Genomic DNA, 19,478 nt, shown 5'->3' on the forward strand with positions numbered 1-19,478 from the left:
CGGAGAAATGTGCGCCCCTGAACAACCAGATTCAGAAAATCCGCGCGGATCTCGCACGCGCGCAGGGCGACCTGCAGCAATTGCAGGGCGGTTCGGGCATGGAGCGCGACGGCCAGCGCCACGCCGTGCTGAACGCGCTCGCGCAGAACGATTGCGGTCCGCAATACCGCGCCCAGGCCGCGCGTGCAGCGCCCGGTAATTTCTTCGAACAGTTGTTCGGCGGACCGGGCTCCACCTCCGGCCCCGAGCAGGATACCGGACTGGGCGGCGGCTACCGGACGGTCTGCGTGCGGACCTGCGACGGCTTCTTCTTCCCGATCTCGTTTTCCACCTCGCAGGACCGCTTCCACGAGGACGAGCTGACCTGCCAGCGCATGTGTCCGGCCGCGGAGGTGATGCTGTTCGCGCATCGCAACCCCGGCGAAGACATGAACCAGGCGGTTTCGATCACCGGTCAGCTCTATACGCAGATGCCCAATGCCTTCCGCTACAAGCAGGCGCTGGATTCATCCTGCGCCTGCAAGGCCCAGGGCGAAAGCTGGGCCGATGCGGTTCGCGAAGACCCAAATGCCCCGCCCGTGCAGGGCGACATCACGGTCACCGACGAACGCGCCAGGGCGATGAATGCGCCGCGCGATGCCAAAGGCCGGCCGATCCTGCCGCAATCGCAGAAGACAGGAGGCACCACGGTGCCCGCGCCCGTGCCGGCTGCGGCAGCCGAGCCGGTCGATCCGAATGCGCCGAAAAAGCCGATCCGTTCGGTCGGGCCGCGCTTCCTGCCGGAGGACTGAGATTCTCCGGCGCTCGGCGGCGCGGCGAGCCCCGGCGTCTGCGCTGTCAAAAATCGAACGCTTCGGACTTCGTTGGCGCCGCGCTCATAACCGATGGGTCGGGCTCCGGTAACGGCGTCCCCGGATCGCGGAAGGTGTTGGTAATCGGATAGCGGCGATCGCGGCCGAAACCGCGCAATGTCACCTTCACACCGGGCGCCGCCTGTCGGCGCTTGTATTCGGCAAGATTGAGCATGCGATCCACCCGCATCACGGTGGCCGCATCGTAACCGGCCGCCACGATCTCGGCGATCGGCTCTTCCCGCTCGACCAGCCGTTCGAGAATGCCGTCGAGGATGTCATAGGGCGGCAGCGAGTCCTGGTCCTTCTGGTTCTCGCGCAATTCGGCAGTCGGCGGCTTCTCGATTACGTTTCGCGGGATCACCACGCCATCGGGGCCGAGCGCGCCTTGCGGTTTCCAGCCGTTGCGCAAGGCGCTGAGCCGGAACACCTCGGTCTTGTAGAGATCCTTGATCGGATTGAAGCCGCCATTCATGTCGCCATAGAGTGTGGCGTAGCCGGTGGACATTTCCGACTTGTTGCCGGTGGTCACCACCATGGCGCCGAATTTGTTGGACAGCGCCATCACGATGGTGCCGCGGGCGCGCGCCTGCAGGTTTTCCTCGGTGACGTCGCGCGGCAGGCCCTGAAACAGCGGCGCGAGACTCTTCTCAAGGCCCTGCACCGCGCTTTCGATCGGCAGGATGTCGTAGCGAATGCCGAGCGCTTTCGCGACCGCGGCCGCATCGTCGAGGGATTCCTGCGAGGTGAAGCGATAGGGCAGCATCACCGTGCGCACCCGTTCCGCGCCGAGCGCATCGACGCCGAGCACAGCACAAAGCGCGGAATCGACGCCGCCCGACAGACCGAGAACCACGCCCGGAAAGCCGTTCTTGTTCACATAGTCGCGCAGCCCCAGCATGCAGGCGCTGTAATCCGCGCGGTCCTGCGGCAGGAGCGGCGCAATCTCGCCGGGCTCGCAATGCCAGCCCTCACCGCCCCGGCGCCATCGCGTCGTCACCACGGCTTCGGCAAAAGGCGGCAATTGCACCGCGAGCGAGGCATCGGCATTGAGCACGAAGGACGCGCCCTCGAACACGAGCTCGTCCTGGCCGCCGATCTGGTTGAGATACGCAAGCGGCAGTCCGGTCTCCTTGACCCGCGCCACCGCCACGCTGAGGCGCTGGTCCACCACGCCGCGCCGGTACGGCGAGCCGTTCGGCACCAGCAGGATTTCGCCGCCGGTCTCGGCGATGCATTCGGCCGGCTCCGGCCCCCAGATGTCCTCGCAGATCGGCACGCCGATCCGCACGCCGCGGAAATTCAACGGCCCCGGCATCGGCCCGACGGCAAAGACGCGCTTTTCGTCGAATACCCCGTAATTCGGCAGGTCGACCTTGAAGCGCAAGCCGGCGATGCGCCCGCCATGGAGAAGAGCGACCGCGTTGTAGAGTTTGCCATTCTCCACCCAGGGCGTGCCGATCAGCATGGCGGGGCCGCCCTGTGCGGTCTCGCGCGCCAGCGCCTCGACCGCCGCGCGGCATGCGGCCTGGAAGGCCGGTTTCAGCACCAGATCTTCCGGCGGATAGCCGGCGATGAACAATTCCGGAAACAGGACCAAGTCAGTTTGCCCGGCCGCCTTGCAGACGGAGCGTGCCTTAGCAGCGTTACCGGCGACGTCTCCGACGACGGGGTTGATCTGGGCAAGCGCGATCGCGAGCGTATCGGCGGGACGAGCGTTCATGGCCCTCCTCTAGCGCGGCAGGACTGCCGCCCGCAAATGCTAGCCGATCAACCCGGAGAGGCGGTCCCAGATCGCCAGGAGCCATACCGCACCCGCGACCAGAAGCGTCAACCCAACTGCGGCCGACCCCATATCCTTGACCCGGCCGATGATCGGGTCGTGCTCCAGCGTGACGCGGTCGGCGAGCTTCTCGATCGCGGTGTTGAGCAATTCCACGATCATGACCGCCAGCACCACCCCGATCAGGGCAAGCGCGATCCACAGACTGGTCGCCACGACCAGCGCCAGCGGGACGGCAAGCGCCAACGCGATCACCTCCTGCTGGAACGCCGCCTCACTGGAGGCAGCCGCCCGCAATCCGTTGAGCGTATTCAGCGTCGCCCGCCACATCCGATGCATCGTCGCTGCGTCCTCCCTCGGCGGCGCGACTAAAGCAGAAAATCCGGCGAATGGAATAGTCAGGATCGGCGCACCGGCAGCCGGCTCTCCCGGCAGCGGCGAAGCGATCGCGGCCATGACGTGAATGAACGACATGCATGGACGCGATCGCTACGACTGCGGTGGCGCTTTGGGCTTTCTGCCCTGCCACCCTTGCCCCCTGTACCCCCGTGCGCTTTTTCCCCAGCGCATCTGAGAGCAGTGTTGATTGAAATTGTCTGCAATTCCTTTCCAAGGCAGTGACGATGCCGATTGCGCAGATCCAGCGTTAACGGCCGGAAAATTTCGACGGCACGGCGCTCGGGGCCGGGCGTGAAAAAGGCCAGGAACAACGGGCCTTTTTCGTGTCAACGATTACTTCAGCATGCGCGCTTTTAAGCTGAGACGCGATCCAGGCCCACCGCCTTCAATGCCCGCAGAATACCGGTTCACGTCGTTGCATCCAGGCATCCAGTCCTTCGCACAGGTCGCGCGAGGGCACAAGGCTGGCGAACTGTTCCGATTCGACCTGAAGGCCCTCGCCGATCGCCATGTTCAACCCGCGGGTCACTGCAGCGAGGATCGCAGCGACCGCAAGCGGGGAATGACACGCAATCCGCGACGCCAGCTCACGCGCCGCGGGCATGAGTTCCGCATGCGGCACCACGCGATTGATCAGGCCTTCCTGCAAGGCACGTTGCGGCTCGAAGCGCTCCCCGGTCAGCAGCAATTGCAGCGCCCGCTTGCGCCCCGAAAGCCGCGGCAGCCGCTGTGTGCCGCCAAAGGTCGGCGGCATTCCGAGCCTGATTTCCGGCTTTGCAAACAAAGCGCGCTCGCTGGCAATCGCCAGCGGCACCGCCTCCGTGATCTCGCAACCGCCGCCGAAGGCATAGCCATTGACGGCGGCAATGATCGGTTTGCGATACGCTTCCATCCGCGCGGTCATCTGCTGACCGCGCCGCACGAAGTCGCGCACGGCCGCAGCCCTGCCGCTGCGCACGCTCTCGGAAAATTCGCGGATGTCGGCACCGGCCGAAAATGCGCGGTCGCCGGCGCCGGTGACGATGAGCACATGGACGCGGGAATCGACCTCCAGTTCGTCGAGCATCGCAAGAAGCAGATCGACCGTCTGATAGTTCAGGGCATTGAGCTTGTCGGGCCTGTTGAGAGTCAGTGTCGCAATCTTGTCGTCGATCTTGAGAAGCACCGGCGCGTTCATCGTCATCTCCATCATTGAGGCCGCACAAACGATGGAAGCGAGGGACGATCCCGGCAAGTGAAAGGATTTCAGCTCGCGTGCAGGACATTCCCGCCGTTGAGAGGCCCTGCACGCCCGATGAATGGATTTCATCACGGCGCGCGCGCCTATTGTGCTGATGTCCACCACGATCCAACATGCACCGATGACGTTCCGGCTTCCCCCTCTGAGCACCCTGCGCCTGTTCGAAGCGGCAGGCCGCGCACGCAGCTTCGCCGAAGCGGCAAAGGAGGCCGGCGTCACCGCAAGCGCGGTAAGCCACGCGGTCCAGTCGCTCGAAGACTGGCTCGGGGCCGCCCTGTTCGCCCAAAAGCGCGGGACACTCCGCCTGACGCCGGCCGGCGCGGACTATCACAAGGCGGTGCATCAGGCCTTTGCCGCTCTTGCCGCTGACCTGGCAAGACCCGAAGCGCGCACCGACCGGCTGCGGCTGACGATCGTTCCGACCTTTGCCGAACGGATTCTGGTGCCCCGGTTGCAGGGATTTGCAGCACAACATCCCGGCCTCTCGATCGCGATCGACACCAGCCATCGCCTTGCGACATTTCCGGACGACGGCTTCGATGCCGGAATCCGGCTGGGCTCGGGCAACTGGCCCGGTCTGCATGTGCAGCACCTGCTGACCGAGACGCTGGTGCCGGTCTGCGCGCCCGACTTGTTTGCCGCAAGCACCGACCTTCGCCTCGTCCCGGACGACCGGCTGATTTCAATTACCTCCACCGACGACGGCTGGGGCGACTGGTGCGCGGCCAATGACAGGGCGGCGCCCGACCCCGAAAAGGGCCTGCGCGTCGACACCCTGCAGATGGCCCTTACTGCCGCGGCACAAGGCATGGGCATCGCCATGGCGCGGCTGCCTTCGGTCGTACCCGAACTCCGCACCGGCGGCCTTATGGCATTGAGCGACAAACCCGTCGCCTGCCGGCAATCCTACTGGCTCGTTGCTGCGCCCGGTGCGACGGAGCGCCCGTTGATCGCGGCGTTTTCCGCCTGGCTTCTTGACGAAATGGACCGGCTGCAGCTTCGGGCCGGGAAAGCCGCGTGACATGTCTGGTCTTCCCCCGTTGAATCAGTTGCGTTTTCTGGAAGCTGCCGTGCGCCTTCGCAGTTTCCGGCGCGCGGCCGACGAACTGAACGTCACGCCGAGCGCGGTCAGTCACGCCATCGAGACAATCGAACGCTGGTATGGCGGCCCGCTTTTCGTTCGCGCCGCGCGAGGCCTCGAGCCGGGACCGGAGGCGCAGGACTTTGCATCGTGCATACGCGATGCCCTTCAGACGCTGCATGACGCGACCGCGCGGGTGCCCGGCCGTCGGGCTCAGGGACATCTTTCGATCAGCGCAGCCCCAAGCTTCGCGAGCCGCTGGCTACTGCCGAGGCTGCGCAGGTTCAGCGCGCGGCATCCCGACATTCGCGTGCAGCTCGATTCCACGCGACACCGCATTGAGACCGACCTTGCCGGCATCGATCTGGCGATCCGCCGCGCCGACCAGCCGGCCGGATCGCAAACCTGGTTGCGCCTCGTTCGCGAGGAAATTGTCCCGGTCTGTTCGCCGGCTTTCCTGATGCAAGCGGGCACAAGCGACTATCGCCGCGTCATCGGCAACGGACCGCATATCTGCCTGAGCAGCGTTGCCGATGAGTGGAGCGAATGGACTGGCCGGACGATCTCCGAGGACCGGCGGACCTCCACAATCATCGAGGTCGATACCATCGCGCTCGCCATCGAAGCGGCGGCCGCCGGACTCGGGGTCGCGATCGGACGAAAGCCGCTGGTCAATGTCGAACTCGAGGGCGAGCGGCTGGTCGCGCTTGCCAAGCCGCGGGCGGCGGATTCGTCCTACTGGCTGGTCGGCTCCGACCGGATTTTCGACCGCCCGGAAGCGCGGCTGTTCCGGCAATGGCTGGTCGATGAATTGCGCGCCTTGCCAACCGACCGCGAGCCGTGAGCCGACCTCACCTTCCGTGAAGGATTTGTCGTGCGGGTCGCGATGGCGACGCACCTAGATTGATGGCCGATCCACCAAACGGAGGACGGCATGACACGTTCCGTCAAGACGATGCCACAACCGGCGCCTTTCGATCCGCCGCACCTCTCCGACATCGCCGCACTGACTCGTTGCGGTCACTCTCGGAGGCGACATGCGCTTCTCGAAGCGCTTTCGCTTGCTGCGCATGCCTTGCGCACGCTCGCCAGCCGGGTGTCGCGGCACCTGAGCCGCAGATTGCGGCGCGACGAGCTCGAGCGTTACGACGACCGGCTGCTGCGCGACATGGGCCTGTCGCGCTACGACCTTCAAAGGCAACGCCGTGGCCTCTGGTACACCGTCGCGACCTGGCTGCGGCGATCGCGCGAACGCAAGCAGCTTGCACGATTCACCGAACGCGAATTGCACGACATCGGCATCAGCCGGACGGACGCCGACATGGAAATTCAAAAGCCGTTCTGGCGCGCCTGATCCGGCCGGCGTGACCTGGCGCGCCGCACCGGTCTCAAAGCCCCGCCACCTGCGGCAGCGGCTTCGCATGCGCCGCACGCTCCTTCTTCAGCAATTCGGCGACCAGGAACGCCATGTCGATCGACTGCTCGGCATTGAGGCGCGGATCGCAGAAGGTGTGGTAGCGATCGTTGAGATCGGAATCCGAAATCGCGCGCGCGCCGCCGGTGCATTCGGTGACATTCTGCCCGGTCATTTCCAGATGCACGCCGCCGGCATAAGTGCCCTCTGCCGCATGTACGGCGAAAAACGCCTTCACCTCGTCGAGGATGCGGTCGAACGGCCGCGTCTTGTAACCCGACACCGAGCTGATGGTGTTGCCGTGCATCGGATCGCAGGACCATACCACGCTCTTGCCTTCGCGCTTCACCGCGCGAACGAGCGCCGGCAGATGTTCACCGACCTTCTCGTTGCCGAAGCGGCCGATCAGGGTCAGGCGGCCCGGCTCATTGTCGGGATTGAGGATGTCGATCAGCCGAATCAGTTCGTCGGGCTTCAGCGAGGGCCCGCATTTCAGCCCGATCGGATTCTTGATGCCGCGGCAGAATTCGACATGGGCATGATCGGGCTGGCGGGTGCGGTCGCCGATCCAGACCATGTGGCCGGAGGTGCAATACCAGTCGCCGCTCGTCGAATCGACGCGGGTCATCGCCTCCTCGAAGCCGAGCAGCAGCGCCTCGTGGCTCGTGTAGATGTCGGTCGTGCGCAGCTCGGGATGACTTTCCAGATCGAGCCCGCAGGCGCGCATGAAGCCGAGCGCCTCCGAAATCCGGTCGGCCAGTTCCTGATAGCGCCGCGCCTGCGGCGAATCCTTCACGAAGCCCAGCATCCATTGATGCACGGTGGCGAGATTGGCATAGCCGCCATGGGCGAAGGCGCGCAGCAGATTGAGCGTCGCAGCCGACTGGCGATAGGCCTCGATCTGGCGGCGCGGATCGGGAATGCGCGCCTCCGGCGTGAACTCGTTGCCGTTGATGATGTCGCCGCGATAGCTCGGCAACTCGACATCGCCTTTCTTCTCGGTCGGCGAGGAGCGCGGCTTGGCGAATTGCCCGGCGATGCGCCCGACCTTCACCACCGGCGAGCCGCCGGCAAAGGTCAGCACCACCGCCATCTGCAAAAAGACGCGGAAAAAGTCGCGGATATTGTTCGGGCCGTGCTCGGCAAAGCTCTCGGCGCAATCGCCGCCCTGAAGCAGGAACGCATCGCCCGCTGAGACGCGGGCCAGCGCCTTTTTCAGGTTGCGCGCCTCGCCTGCAAAAACCAGCGGCGGAAAGGTTGAAAGCTGCTTTTCCACCGCGGCCAAAGCCGCCCGGTCCGGGTAAGCCGGCACTTGCACGATGGGTTTCTTGCGCCAGCTTTCGGGCGTCCAACGCTCCGGCATGATCGATACTCCTGCGGCCGCGGCGGTCTCCTGCGGCCCCGTCTGTCTTGGGCGCGTTATAGCGGCACTTGGTTCACGCCGCCACGCCTGCGTTCCGGCAAAATTTTGCGACGCGACGGCCCGCCCTACTGGCCCTTGTCGCCGAGATAGCGGTACAGGGTCTCGCCCCACCAGGGGCTTCGCACTTCGGTCAGCAGGGACACGCTGACAGGCTTGCGCAGCGGGCTGCCGGACGGCAGCGCGAAGGCATAATGCTGCTGGTCAAAAATGACATCGAGCAGCTGGATGCTGTTGCGAAAATCCTGGCTGATGGTCCAGGCGAGCAGCGGCCGATCATAGACGAACGCGTCGAGCTTGCCGTCGCGTATCGCCTGCAACCCGTCTTTGGCATTCGGAAAGCTTTCGAAACCGATCCGCAGCTTTCTCAGGGTTTCTTCGGTGGACGAGCCCGTGACCGCGCCGACCCGCACCTTGGAGAGGTCTGTCACGCCCTGCACGGAGCCCTGCAGATGCCGCACAGTGAGCGCCGAGGTGATGGCCGCGGTAAAGACCGCAATCGTAATGATCGAGCCGACCATCCAGACCATGGCGATAAGGCGGCCCGGCATCGTGCGCGGACCCTGGTGCCCGATGCCGCGCTGGGTCATGGCGACCGTGGTCCACCACACACTGGAGCTGAGACCCTTGGCGACGCTGCCGCCGAATTCCTCGTTGTGCCGACGTTCGAGGAGCCACACCACGAAGCCGACCACCAGCGCGAGACCGATCAGCGCCAGCACCGCCTGGAGAAAGCTGACCGAGGTCAATGTCCGCATCACCGGCGCCAAGCTCGCCGGTCCTCCAGAGGCGACCGCGATGCCAAGCCCGGTACCGTAAAAGGCCGAGGTGAAATCGAGCATTTCTTCGCGCGGGGCTGTTACCGTCAGCGCCGCAACCGCAATATCGACCTTGCCGGAGGCGGCGGCGTCGATCAGCGCCGGGACCGTGTCCTCATCATGAAAGCGGAAGCGGATATTCTTCTGCGCAGCGATGCGTCGCCACAGATCGATGCTGATGCCGGTCCATTGCCCGTCAGGCCCCTTCATTGCGAAGGGGGCGGCCTCCTTGGTGCCGACCACGATCTCACGCTGCAGCAACGCATCCAGGCCGGCAGGGTTGCCCGTCTGAGCCACAGCCGCCCAGGACGCAAGCAGAAAAAACCAAAGTGCTGTCACATAGCTCGCGGCCGGCCGCAGGCCCAATCCTTGCCATACGCTCATGCGGCTTCATGCCTCCCCGCGCCGTCCGGAAACGTTCCCAGCATAGTCGGAACCGGCGGCGCATGGGAGCGGGGTCTCGACGCGCTACTCCGCCGCCTCGCGGATATAGGTCGCTGCCTTGGTCCGCATGGTGACCAGCTCCTCCGCGGCGGTCGGGTGTACGGCCATGACCCGGTCGAAATCCGCCTTGGTGGCGTTCATCTTGATCGCAATGCCGACCAGCTGGATCATTTCGCCGGCCTCGGGCCCGACGATGTGGCAGCCGAGTACGCGGTCGGTCTCGCCATCGACAATGATCTTGAAGAACGAGCGCGTATCGCGCGCCGCCAGTGTCATCTTCATCGAACGGAAGCTCGTCTTGTAGATGTCGACGCGCGCATAGCGATGGCGCGCCTCGGCTTCGGTCAATCCGATCACGCCGACCTCGGGTTCGGAAAAGACTGCGGTCGGAATATCCGAGTGATCGACCACGATCTCCTTGCCGCCGAATACCGTATCGGCAAAGGCATGGCCCTCGCGGATCGCGACCGGGGTGAGGTTGACGCGATCGGTGACGTCACCCACGGCATAGATGTGCCGGACCGAGGTGCGAGAGAAGCGGTCGACCTTGATCGCGCCCTTGTCGTCGAGCTGCACGCCCGCCTTGTCGAGACCAAGACCTGAGACGTTCGGGCGGCGGCCGGTCGCGAACATGACCTGATCGACAATCACCTGCTCATGGTCCGAGAGCGAGACACACAGGCCATGATCGACCTTCTCGACCGCTTCGACCAGGCGGCGGGTCAGGATCGTGATGCCGCGTTTTTCCATCTCGCCGCGCAGATGCGCGCGAACGTCTTCGTCGAAGCCCCGCAGAATGTTGTCGCCGCGATAGACCAGCGTGACCTCCGAACCGAGACCGCGGAAGATGCCGGCAAACTCGACCGCTATATAGCCCCCGCCCTGGATCAGGATGCGCCTGGGCAATTCCTTGAGATGGAAAACCTCGTTCGAGGAGATGACGTGTTCGAGCCCGGCGATGTCGGCGCCGGGATGCGGCCATCCGCCGGTTGCGATCAGAATATGCTTCGCCCGTACGATCTGTCCGGTCGCCAGAAGCCGCACGCGATGCGCGTCCTCGAGCACGGCGCGGCTGCGCACGATCTTGACGTTCGAGCGTTCGAGATTGGCGACATAGGCGCTTTCCAGCCGGTCGATCTCGCGATCCTTATTGGCGATCAGCGTCGGCCAGTCGAATGTCGTCTCGCCGACGCTCCAGCCGAAGCCGGCCGCGTCGTGGAATTCGTCGGCAAAGCGTGACGCATAGACCAGGAGTTTCTTGGGCACGCAGCCGCGGATCACGCAGGTGCCGCCGACCCGAAACTCCTCCGCGATCATGACTTTGGCGCCATGACCGGCGGCGATCCGCGCGGCCCTGACGCCGCCCGAACCCGCGCCAATGACAAAGAGGTCGACGTCGAAATCGCTCATCGGCATCAACGCCCGGTCAGAACGGATGGCCGCGCTTCTTCATTTCAGCGCGGAAGCGGCGGAGCACCTCGTCGTTCAGTTTGATCGCCCAGTCCTGGGCGGTGGCCATGGAGCGGTCGACGAAATTGCCTTCCTCCGCGACGATCTTCTTGCCGAGCGGTGAGTTGTAGAAGGCGAGCGTGTCCTTCAATTCCTGCTCGGTAAAGCGCGATGCATAAAGCCTGGCGATCTCCTCGCGCAGCGAGGCGAGCCGCGGCGTGAATTCCTTGCGCAGCTCGGCGGCGATTTCATTGAGATCCTTGAACAGGTTGGGATTCATCTGAAGGAGAGTCGCCTTGGACTTCTCGACCACCCCCGGAACGATGGCTTCGAAGATCGTCATCGATCCCCGGACATCGAGAATCTCATTGGCGAGCGCCACGGCGTTCTTCGAGGGTTGCTGCGCCTCGACGGGCGTGGCGGGCATGGCGAGCAACAGGAACGCCGCAAGACCGGCAGCAGCCGAACGAACCAGCGATTGTACGCGCATGATAGAAACTCCCCTTGGTCTGATGGATGTCATGGCCGGTCCTGCCGTTCGATGACGCGGATTCCCGATCGAGTCGACACGATTGCGACTGTGGCCAAACCCAAAAACAGTCCGTGCTCCACAACGCCCGGAATCGCGGCGAGCGCACCGGCGAGTGCCTCGGGGTCGGGAATACGGCCGAGTGCGGCATCGAGAATGCGGTGACCGCCATCGGTGACAAAAGGATGACCGTCCGGCGTCATACGCAGACGCAATTCCGACGACAAAGAGAGCGTTTCCAGCGCGCGGCCGATCGCAATCTTCGTCGCGCCAAGTCCGAACGGGATCACTTCGATCGGCAGCGCGAAGGCGCCGAGGGCCGGAACCAGCTTGGATTCGTCGGCAATCACGATCATGGCGTCGGACGCCGCCGCGACGATTTTCTCGCGCAGCAATGCGCCGCCGCCGCCCTTGATCAGGGCAAGGCCCGGACCGATTTCATCGGCGCCATCGACGGTCAGATCGAGGTGCGGCGTCTGGTCGAGCGTGGTCAGCGGCACACCCGCACACCGCGCATCCGTTTCGGTCGCCTCCGAGGTGGGGACGCCGACAATGTCGAGACCGGCGCGAACCCGCGCGCCGAGAAGCTCGACGAAATGCCGCGCGGTCGAGCCGGTGCCAAGTCCGAGCCGCATCCCGGGGCGCACGAAATCGAGCGCGCGGGCGGCGGCCTGCCGTTTCAAGGCATCGGACGTCATGGGCGATGGGCTGTCCCTTTTGAGAAACCGGCGGCTTCTCTACCCCTGTTTGATCGGCGAACCTAGCCCCCTTGCGCCCGCGCTCCGCAAGACTTGATTTCGGATGCGGGGCGGCCTAGCCCATCGCCATGTCCGCACCACCGCCGATCGTCGTTTTCGACCTTGATGGAACGCTGGTCGATACCGCACCCGACCTTATCGACAATCTCAATACGATTCTTTCAACCGAGGGTATCCCGCCGCTCGGCTATGACATTGCCCGGCCGATGATCGGGGGGGGTGTGCGGCCGCTGCTCGAACGCGCATTCGCCGAACGCGGTCATTATCCTGGCGAGGCCGCGATGGATGTGCTTTTTTCGCGCTACCTCCAGGGTTATGCGGATCGGATCGCCGCGCGCTCGCGGCCTTATCCAGGACTTGAAGCGGCGCTCGACTCCCTTGCCGCGCGGGGCTTCGCCTTTGCGGTCTGCACCAACAAATACGAACATCTGTCGCTGCGGCTGCTCGATGCGCTCGGACTGACGTCGCGGTTCGCTGCAATCTGCGGCCAGGATACGTTCCCGACCAAGAAACCCGATCCGGACACGTTGCGCATGACCATCTTGCGGGCGGGCGGAGATGCCGCACGGGCGGTCATGGTCGGCGATTCGGAGACCGATGTCAGGGTTGCCCGCGCCGCCGGCGTCCCCGTGATCGGGGTCGATTTCGGCTATACTCCGATTCCGATGGCTGAGCTGCGTCCTGACCGGCTGATCGGACATTACGAGGCGCTGCCCGAGGCGGTGCTGAGCCTGGTTCCGGCCAGGGAGGTTGCGGCCAAGGATCAGGCTGGCAATCATGGCGGAAATTAACCATGATTGACTGAATTAGCCGCAAATTTGACGCCGTTTGCAGCTTTTTCATGGGCGCCCGTGAGATCATCAGCAAGCGGGATCCCGCTTTCAAGCGGTTGCAACGGGGCCACCGCGGCTCATATGGTCGTGCCGACCGCGGTGCCTCCCGGGGGCCCCACCGATTGGACAGAACCGATGGTAAAGTATCTGACGATAATGGCGTGCGGCCTTGCGCTCGCGGGGTGTTCCAGTTCGGGCGATGTGATGCGCACGGCGACGCCGACCGTACCGCTGCAATTCGAGTCCGAACCGGCGGGTGCCGAGGTAACGACCTCCGGCGGGCAGACCTGCAAGACGCCCTGCGCGCTTGCCATTCCCGCCGCCGATTTCCAGGCGACCTTCAGCCTGAACGGCTACCAGACACAAACCGTCCCGGTAAAATTGCTGCCGCCGGAGGATATCCGCGGCAACGAGGAAGCGGGTCTGACCGCCGGCCAGCCGCGCTTCACGCCAAGCCCTGTCGCAATCGAAATGCAGAAGGTTGCACCGCGCCGTCCGCCGGCCAAGAAGCCGAGGGTTGCGACCCAGCCGCGCCCGCAGCAGCCCGCGGCAGCAGCCCCGCAGACGCAACCGCCGGCCGAGGGCGGCTTCGCGCCGCCGCCCTCCACCAGCGGCTTCAACCCGCCGCCTCAGCAGAGCGGCAGCTTCGGACAGCCGCAGCAGGGCCAGCCGCCCGCCGGCGCGTGGCCGGCTCCGCAGCAGACTCGTTAGGCGCCGGACGCGGCGCAGTCGCTTGACACAGCTTGGACCCGTCACGTAAGTGCGGGGCCTTTCGGGCGCGTAGCTCAGCGGGAGAGCACTCCCTTCACACGGGAGGGGTCACAGGTTCAATCCCTGTCGCGCCCACCATTTTTCCGATTGTCGAAATCAATCCTGTCGGCTGCCTGTCACGACGCCAAGCCTGTCGCGGACGCGGCGGCCGGCCATTGCCAGCGAAATCCCGACGCGATAGCCGTGGCGGAGGCGCATGACGCGCGCCAGCAGATCCAACCGGAGTGCCGACCATGACTACCCGCGGACCCGCCTTCGTCACATCGCCGACCAACCCCGCGATCGGAGAAATCCAGACCGAGCCCGCACGCAAGAGCGACATGCCGTACGCGCCGGCAATCCGCATCGAAGCACCGGGCGATCTTCTGATCATTTCCGGCGCCACCCCTTCCCCGCTCTATCACAAGCATCCGCACGAATTGCACGAGCACAATCATCCGGTGAGCATCAAGGACCAGACGCGGCTTGCGATGGAGAATATCAAGGGCATTCTCGACCATCAGGGGCTGACCTGGACCGACGTCGTCAAGGTCACGAAATATCTCACCGACATGCGCGACATGGACGGGATGGTCGAGGTGCTGTCGGAATATTTCGGCGACTGGACGCCGGCCAGCACCACGGTCTGCGTCAATCAATTGTCAACGCCGGGTGCGCGGGTCGAACTCGAGATGATGGCGGTGTTTCCGCGAAAATAGCGGCGATCGCAGCATGCGCGCCCGCAGCCGGGCGCGCGGTTTCCGCTTCAGCGGAACACCAGCCAGAGGCTGATGTCCGGATAGGCCATGATCAGGATCGTGACCAGGATCATCAGCGCCACGAACGGCGCGGCCCCGGTGAAAATCGCGTTCAGGGAAATGAAGTCCTTCGGCAACACGCCTTTCACCACATAGACCGCCAGGCCGAATGGCGGGGTCAACAGGCCGATCTCGACCGCAATCGTGGTGACGATGCCGAACCAGATTTTGCTGCCGTCGAGCGCCTCCAGCACCGGCAGCACGATCGGCAGCATGATCAGGATGATCGACACCGAGTCGATGATCATGCCGAGCAGGAACACCACGACGAAATAGACGGCGAGAAAACCGGTCATGTCGAGGCCGGCGCCGGTCACCCAGTCGGCAAAGCGCATCGGAATGCCGGTCAGCGCCACCTGGCGGGTATAGAGATTGGCGGCGACGATCAGGAACAGGATCACCGCAGAGACGAAACCGGTCTCCAGCAGGATGGCCTTGAAGGTCGCCCAGTCGAGCCGGCGCCGCGCAAAGGCGATGACGAAAGCAAAAGCGGTGCCGACGGCGGCAGCCTCTGTCGGCGTGAAGATGCCGCCATAGATGCCACCGACCACCGCAGCCACGAGGATCACGATCGGTCCGAGCTTGACCAGCATCTCCGCAATCGACATCGCAGGCATGTCGTCAGCCGGACGCGGCGCGCCGACGAAGCGCGGGGTAAATACCGCCATCAGATAGATGCCGATGCAGAAGGCCAGCGCCAAAATCACGCCCGGAACGATGGCCGCAATGAAAAGCCGCCCGACCGACACTTCGGCCACCAGCCCGTAAATGATCAGGAGCAGGCTCGGCGGGATCAGCATGCCAAGCACCGACGATCCTGCCACACAACCGACCGAGAAGCGCTTGGTGTAGCCGTGGGTCACCATTTCCGGGACCGCAATCCGGCTGAACACGGCGGCCGATGCGACCGAGGAGCCGACGATGGATGCGAAGATCGCATTGGCGAAGACCGTGGCCATGCCGAGGCCCCCGCGCAGCCGCCGCAGAATGGCCGCGGCAACCTGAAAGGCATCGCGCCCGACATCGGCCTTTTCGAGAATGACGCCCATCATGATGAACAGCGGGATCACACCGAACTCGTAGGAGCCGGCGGCGCTCGAGGCGGCGAGACCGAGCGTGTTCAGCGCATTGATCTCGCTGCCGCGTGCGATCCAGATGCCGAGATAGGATATGCCCATCAACGCCAGCGGAATCGGCATGCCGAGCATCACCAGCACCAGCATCGCGCCGAGGCAATAGATGCCGACGGTGATCGGCCGCGGGTCGTTGATGAAGAGGAATGCGATAAAGGCCGTCAGCACCAGGAGAAATACAAGTCCCGGCAGATAGGCGACGAAACCTGCACCGGCTTCGCTCCGCCGCCGGATGACGCCGATGGCTTCGATAACGGCGAGCTTGAGGAACTGCACCAACGCGACGGTCGAGCCGATGATCAACGCGAATTTGAACGGCCAGACCGGGATCTGATAGGCGCCGGGGGTACCGGCAAACTCGCCGCTCGCATAGGCCCGCAGAAAATCCGGCCAGGCCCATTGCAGGATTTTGGCGAACAGAAAGGCGCCGACCAGCACATAAACAAGATTGAAGATGCCCGCCGATTGCGGCAGCCGCTTTTCGAGCGGATCGATCAGCATTTCAGCACGCAGCAGGCGGCGGTTGGCGATCGCGCTGGGCAATTGCAGAAACACAAATCCTGCGACCGAAAGCGCGACGAATTCCACGACACCGGAGATCGGCCGGTTGAACAGCGCCCGCATGGCGACATCCATGCAGATCAGCGCCATGACCGCGAAAATCCAGATCGAGCTGATCGCCGAGAGCAGTGCATTGAGCCCTGCATCGGCCCTGCCAAGCAGGCCCGGCGCCGCGCCTTCTTGTTTTACGATATCCATGCCCCGTCCCAATCAGTCGGGCGCCGGCCTTTGACCGGCGCCCGTATCGCATCGCGGGCATCTTACCCGCTGAGCATCGCAAGACCTGTTGTTACAGCCCCGCGTCCCAGTCACGCAACGGCTTGGCGCCCGCCTTGCGCAGGGCGTCCATGTAATCCTTCATGATCTGCCGTGCCGGGACACCCTTCTTTTCGTTGTCCTCGACCCAGGCCTTGGCGAGATTGGGCATCGCCTCGGCCCAGCGCTTGCGCTCGTCCTCCGGCAGCACATAGATTTTCGCGCCTTCCTTCTTGATGCGCTCCATGCCGGCCTTTTCGCGCTCCTGCACGATGCGCACATTCTCGGCCGCGTATTCCATGGCGATCGGCTTCAGCACGTCGCGCACTTCCTGCGGAAGGCTCTCCCACTTCTTCTTGTTGGCGGCAAAGCCACCGAAGGCAACCGCGCCGAGATTGACGATGGTCACATGCGGGGCGACTTCGTGCAGCTTGATCGGGATAGCACCGGACGGGATCAGCACGACGCCATCACCGACGCCGGTCTGCAGCGCGTTGTAGAAGGTCGGAATGCCGGCATTGACGAAGGTCGCGCCGAGGCCCTCCACCCATGCGCCGACGGCGCCAGCCGCAAGCAGCTTTTTCCCCTTGAGGTCGGCGAGCGTGCGCACCGGAAACTTGGTGAAGAGCTGATAGCTGTCCGACGTCGTGGTCGAGAAGAAGATGGCGCCGTTGCTCTCCCATTCCTTGATGAAGGCGGGGTTCTTGGTCGACATCTCGTCCATCACCTTGACGATGACGTTCGGGTCGTCGTTGGCGAAGGGCGTGACGAAGCCGATGTTGTGAAGCGGCATCTTCGCCGGCTCCCACAAGGTACCGACCCAGCCGAAATCGGTGATGCCCTGCTCGACCGCCTCGATGGTGTTTTCGAAATTGTAGAGAACGCCGCCATAGGCCTCGTTCCATTCGATGCGATATTTCGAACCCTTGGCCTCCAGTGCCTTGTTGGCCTTCTGGACCACGGTGTTACGCATCGCCGCAACCCAGGGAATGACCGGCGGATGGCTCGAGGCGATGGTGAGGCGGATCGTTTCGGTCTGGGCGGCAGCCGGCAGTGTGAAGCCGGCAGCGCCCACCGCCACCGCCAATGTTCCCAATAGCAATGTTCTCTTCTTCATTCGTTCGTCCCTCTCCAAAACAAAAGCCGCTTCTCGCTCGGGCGGCCGTCGTGTTGCATAAAAGCATGCTGTGCGCTGCGGCGCGAGAGCTTTGGTGCTGTTGACGGGTGCGGCACGATTGTCGCGGACGATTCCCAGATGATGAAAATTCGCGACATGGCCGACATCGGCTCGGGTTGGCTGAAAACATTGCCGATCATTCATCCGAAAGGTTATTGGCTCGCACGTATCGAAAAGGAGGTCGCAGATGTCAGCGCCGGCACGCGTGCAAATTTTGTCACCGGCGGGCGCAATTGCGCCGACCGGAACCTGGAGCCTGGCCACGCGCGCCGGCGATTTTGTCTTCGTCGCCGGCATGCGCGGCATCGATCCAGCCACCAACCGGCTGGTCGATGGCGATGAAGCGCGCATCCGGCAGGGCTTCGTCAACATGCAGGCGATTGCACAATCCGAAGGCGCAACCTTGCAGGACGCAGTCCGCCTCGTCGTCTACGTGACCGACATGGACCGGCTCCGGCCGCTTGTGAATGCGGTCCAGGAGGCACTCTGGGCAGGCGGCCCCTATCCGCCGCGTACCATTGTGGAGGTCAAAAATCTCAATCAGGGCGACATATTCGAGGTTGAGGGTACCTTTTATGCGCCACGCGCTTGATCGGAGACGCCTAAAGTGTGGCGCCCGCGCAACAGGCACCGGGTGACCGGCGCCTTGTGACACCTTGCGCGCTTTGGCGATCAAACTTTCGGGTTAAGACTGCCCCATCCTGACCGGCATGGGACAAAGGGGCGGCATGAAATCCGCAAAAGCATTCGCGAGCGTTCTCACGCTGCTTGGCGCATCGGTTGTATTCGGCGTTGCGTCAGCCGCCGCCAATCCCTCCATCACCGACCCTCATGGCATGCTTCTCGGCGGCGCACCGCAGAACGCCCGGATGAAAGGACTTTTCGAAATCCTCTCATTGCGCCGTCAGGAAGTGGGCTTCGAGACCAAAGAGAAGCCCGGCACGATCATCGTCTTCACCAAGGACCGCAAGCTCTATTACGTGCTCGGCAACAATCGCGCGATCCGTTACGGCGTCGGCGTCGGCCGCGATGGGTTTACCTGGAGCGGCATCCACACGGTCAGCGCCAAACGCGAATGGCCGGACTGGCGGCCGCCACCGGAAATGCTGAAGCGCCAGCCCTATCTGCCGCGGCACATGAAGGGCGGTCCCGGCAATCCGCTCGGCGCGCGCGCGCTCTATATCGGCTCGACCATCTACCGCATTCACGGCACACACGATCCGGATTCGGTCGGCGAAGCCGATTCGTCGGGCTGTATCCGGCTCACCAATGCCGACGTGATCGACCTCTACGAGCGCGTGAAGGTCGGCGCCAAGGTGATCGTGGTGAAATAATCAGGAGCGCCTGGCGGGCTCGCGCGACAACCCTTTGGCGGCGAGCTCGTCGAGATAGTCCTGCCAATATTGCGCCCGGTTGCGGCCGAGTTCCGCGAAATAATCCCAGGCGTAGATTCCCGTGGAGTGCATATCGTCGAACGTCAGCCGGACGGCATAGTTCCCGACCGGCTGGATGTCGAGAATCATCACGTCCCGCTTGCCGGGCACGGTCTTGCGCTCGTCCGGCGAATGGCCCTGCACCTCGGCGCTCGGGCTTTTGACCCGCAGGTATTCGGCGGAAAGCTCAAAGCGCTCGCCGTTATCGAAGACGATGCTCAGGATGCGGCGATCCTTGCTCAGGCGCAGTTCCGTCGGCCAGGCTTGCGGGCTGTTTGTCGTGCTGCTCATGGCCGATTTGATACCGTCAGACTAAGGTCTCTACCAAGGCT

At 64.0% G+C, this 19,478-nt stretch carries 20 protein-coding genes and 1 tRNA gene; 10 read left to right on the top strand and 11 right to left on the bottom strand.

Features of this window, described 5'->3' with window-relative positions; translation table 11 throughout:
* Window positions 1-791: DUF2865 domain-containing protein (locus ACK41X_RS16245; RefSeq protein ID WP_409725428.1), on the top strand; the 791-nt coding region annotated here is incomplete at its 5' end.
* A 46-nt stretch (window positions 792-837) separates the two neighbouring features.
* Here ACK41X_RS16245 and ACK41X_RS16250 read toward each other — a convergent pair.
* From ACK41X_RS16250 to ACK41X_RS16260, 3 genes are all read right to left on the bottom strand, one after another.
* Window positions 838-2,574, bottom strand: coding sequence for an NAD+ synthase (locus ACK41X_RS16250; protein ID WP_409725430.1), 1,737 nt, complete (start codon window positions 2,572-2,574; stop codon window positions 838-840).
* 39 nt (window positions 2,575-2,613) lie between these two features.
* Window positions 2,614-2,973 carry a diacylglycerol kinase gene (locus ACK41X_RS16255; RefSeq protein ID WP_409725477.1) on the bottom strand — a complete coding sequence of 120 codons (360 nt, stop codon included), beginning with the start codon at window positions 2,971-2,973 and terminating at the stop codon, window positions 2,614-2,616.
* A 445-nt stretch (window positions 2,974-3,418) separates the two neighbouring features.
* On the bottom strand, window positions 3,419-4,210 hold the full coding sequence (locus ACK41X_RS16260; RefSeq protein ID WP_409725433.1) for a crotonase/enoyl-CoA hydratase family protein: 792 nt from the start codon (window positions 4,208-4,210) through the stop codon (window positions 3,419-3,421).
* A 121-nt stretch (window positions 4,211-4,331) separates the two neighbouring features.
* Here ACK41X_RS16260 and ACK41X_RS16265 point away from each other — a divergent pair, with 121 nt between their 5' ends.
* From ACK41X_RS16265 to ACK41X_RS16275, 3 genes are all read left to right on the top strand, one after another.
* Complete coding sequence (locus tag ACK41X_RS16265) at window positions 4,332-5,294, top strand: LysR substrate-binding domain-containing protein (RefSeq protein WP_409725436.1); 963 nt, start codon at window positions 4,332-4,334, stop codon at window positions 5,292-5,294.
* Between the two features lies 1 nt (window position 5,295).
* Window positions 5,296-6,198, top strand: coding sequence for a LysR substrate-binding domain-containing protein (locus ACK41X_RS16270; protein ID WP_409725438.1), 903 nt, complete (start codon window positions 5,296-5,298; stop codon window positions 6,196-6,198).
* A 90-nt stretch (window positions 6,199-6,288) separates the two neighbouring features.
* Complete coding sequence (locus ACK41X_RS16275; RefSeq protein WP_409725441.1) at window positions 6,289-6,708, top strand: DUF1127 domain-containing protein; 420 nt, start codon at window positions 6,289-6,291, stop codon at window positions 6,706-6,708.
* A 34-nt stretch (window positions 6,709-6,742) separates the two neighbouring features.
* On the opposite strand, the gene ACK41X_RS16280 is transcribed toward ACK41X_RS16275, so the two are convergent.
* The 5 genes from ACK41X_RS16280 to rpiA form a co-directional block, all read right to left on the bottom strand.
* On the bottom strand, window positions 6,743-8,131 hold the full coding sequence (locus ACK41X_RS16280) for a class II 3-deoxy-7-phosphoheptulonate synthase (RefSeq protein WP_409725443.1): 1,389 nt from the start codon (window positions 8,129-8,131) through the stop codon (window positions 6,743-6,745).
* A gap of 125 nt (window positions 8,132-8,256) precedes the next feature.
* On the bottom strand, window positions 8,257-9,390 hold the full coding sequence (locus tag ACK41X_RS16285) for a transporter substrate-binding domain-containing protein (protein ID WP_409725446.1): 1,134 nt from the start codon (window positions 9,388-9,390) through the stop codon (window positions 8,257-8,259).
* Between the two features lie 84 nt (window positions 9,391-9,474).
* On the bottom strand, window positions 9,475-10,860 hold the full coding sequence (gor, locus tag ACK41X_RS16290; protein WP_409725449.1) for a glutathione-disulfide reductase: 1,386 nt from the start codon (window positions 10,858-10,860) through the stop codon (window positions 9,475-9,477).
* Window positions 10,861-10,876: 16 nt separating this feature from the next.
* Window positions 10,877-11,389, bottom strand: a complete 513-nt coding sequence (locus ACK41X_RS16295) for a DUF2059 domain-containing protein (protein WP_409725452.1) — start codon at window positions 11,387-11,389, stop codon at window positions 10,877-10,879.
* Between the two features lie 29 nt (window positions 11,390-11,418).
* Window positions 11,419-12,126, bottom strand: coding sequence for a ribose-5-phosphate isomerase RpiA (gene rpiA, locus ACK41X_RS16300; RefSeq protein ID WP_409725454.1), 708 nt, complete (start codon window positions 12,124-12,126; stop codon window positions 11,419-11,421).
* 128 nt (window positions 12,127-12,254) lie between these two features.
* On the opposite strand from rpiA, the gene gph reads away from it, so the two are divergent.
* The 4 genes from gph to ACK41X_RS16320 all read left to right on the top strand — a co-directional run bounded on the left by gph (window position 12,255) and on the right by ACK41X_RS16320 (window position 14,488).
* A complete protein-coding gene (gph, locus tag ACK41X_RS16305; protein ID WP_409725456.1) occupies window positions 12,255-12,977 on the top strand; it encodes a phosphoglycolate phosphatase in 723 nt (240 codons plus the stop codon).
* A 177-nt stretch (window positions 12,978-13,154) separates the two neighbouring features.
* Window positions 13,155-13,730 carry a PEGA domain-containing protein gene (locus tag ACK41X_RS16310; protein WP_409725459.1) on the top strand — a complete coding sequence of 192 codons (576 nt, stop codon included), beginning with the start codon at window positions 13,155-13,157 and terminating at the stop codon, window positions 13,728-13,730.
* Between the two features lie 63 nt (window positions 13,731-13,793).
* Window positions 13,794-13,868 (top strand) — tRNA-Val (locus tag ACK41X_RS16315).
* Between the two features lie 155 nt (window positions 13,869-14,023).
* Window positions 14,024-14,488 carry a RidA family protein gene (locus ACK41X_RS16320; RefSeq protein WP_409725461.1) on the top strand — a complete coding sequence of 155 codons (465 nt, stop codon included), beginning with the start codon at window positions 14,024-14,026 and terminating at the stop codon, window positions 14,486-14,488.
* A gap of 47 nt (window positions 14,489-14,535) precedes the next feature.
* Here ACK41X_RS16320 and ACK41X_RS16325 read toward each other — a convergent pair whose 3' ends face one another.
* Both ACK41X_RS16325 and ACK41X_RS16330 read right to left on the bottom strand, forming a co-directional pair.
* Window positions 14,536-16,479, bottom strand: coding sequence for a TRAP transporter large permease subunit (locus ACK41X_RS16325; protein ID WP_409725464.1), 1,944 nt, complete (start codon window positions 16,477-16,479; stop codon window positions 14,536-14,538).
* Between the two features lie 91 nt (window positions 16,480-16,570).
* The gene (locus ACK41X_RS16330) at window positions 16,571-17,653 is read right to left on the bottom strand and encodes a C4-dicarboxylate TRAP transporter substrate-binding protein (RefSeq protein WP_409725467.1); all 1,083 of its coding nucleotides are present in this window, start codon (window positions 17,651-17,653) and stop codon (window positions 16,571-16,573) included.
* A gap of 247 nt (window positions 17,654-17,900) precedes the next feature.
* On the opposite strand from ACK41X_RS16330, the gene ACK41X_RS16335 reads away from it, so the two are divergent.
* Both ACK41X_RS16335 and ACK41X_RS16340 read left to right on the top strand, forming a co-directional pair.
* Window positions 17,901-18,305 carry a RidA family protein gene (locus ACK41X_RS16335; RefSeq protein ID WP_409725469.1) on the top strand — a complete coding sequence of 135 codons (405 nt, stop codon included), beginning with the start codon at window positions 17,901-17,903 and terminating at the stop codon, window positions 18,303-18,305.
* Between the two features lie 136 nt (window positions 18,306-18,441).
* The gene (locus ACK41X_RS16340) at window positions 18,442-19,047 is read left to right on the top strand and encodes a L,D-transpeptidase (protein WP_409725472.1); all 606 of its coding nucleotides are present in this window, start codon (window positions 18,442-18,444) and stop codon (window positions 19,045-19,047) included.
* Here the strand turns inward: ACK41X_RS16340 and ACK41X_RS16345 are convergent, their stop codons facing one another.
* The gene (locus ACK41X_RS16345; protein ID WP_409725475.1) at window positions 19,048-19,437 is read right to left on the bottom strand and encodes a gamma-butyrobetaine hydroxylase-like domain-containing protein; all 390 of its coding nucleotides are present in this window, start codon (window positions 19,435-19,437) and stop codon (window positions 19,048-19,050) included.
* Window positions 19,438-19,478: the final 41 nt, after the last annotated feature.

Source organism: Pseudorhodoplanes sp. (genome assembly GCF_046289595.1).
Classification (GTDB): domain Bacteria; phylum Pseudomonadota; class Alphaproteobacteria; order Rhizobiales; family Xanthobacteraceae; genus Pseudorhodoplanes.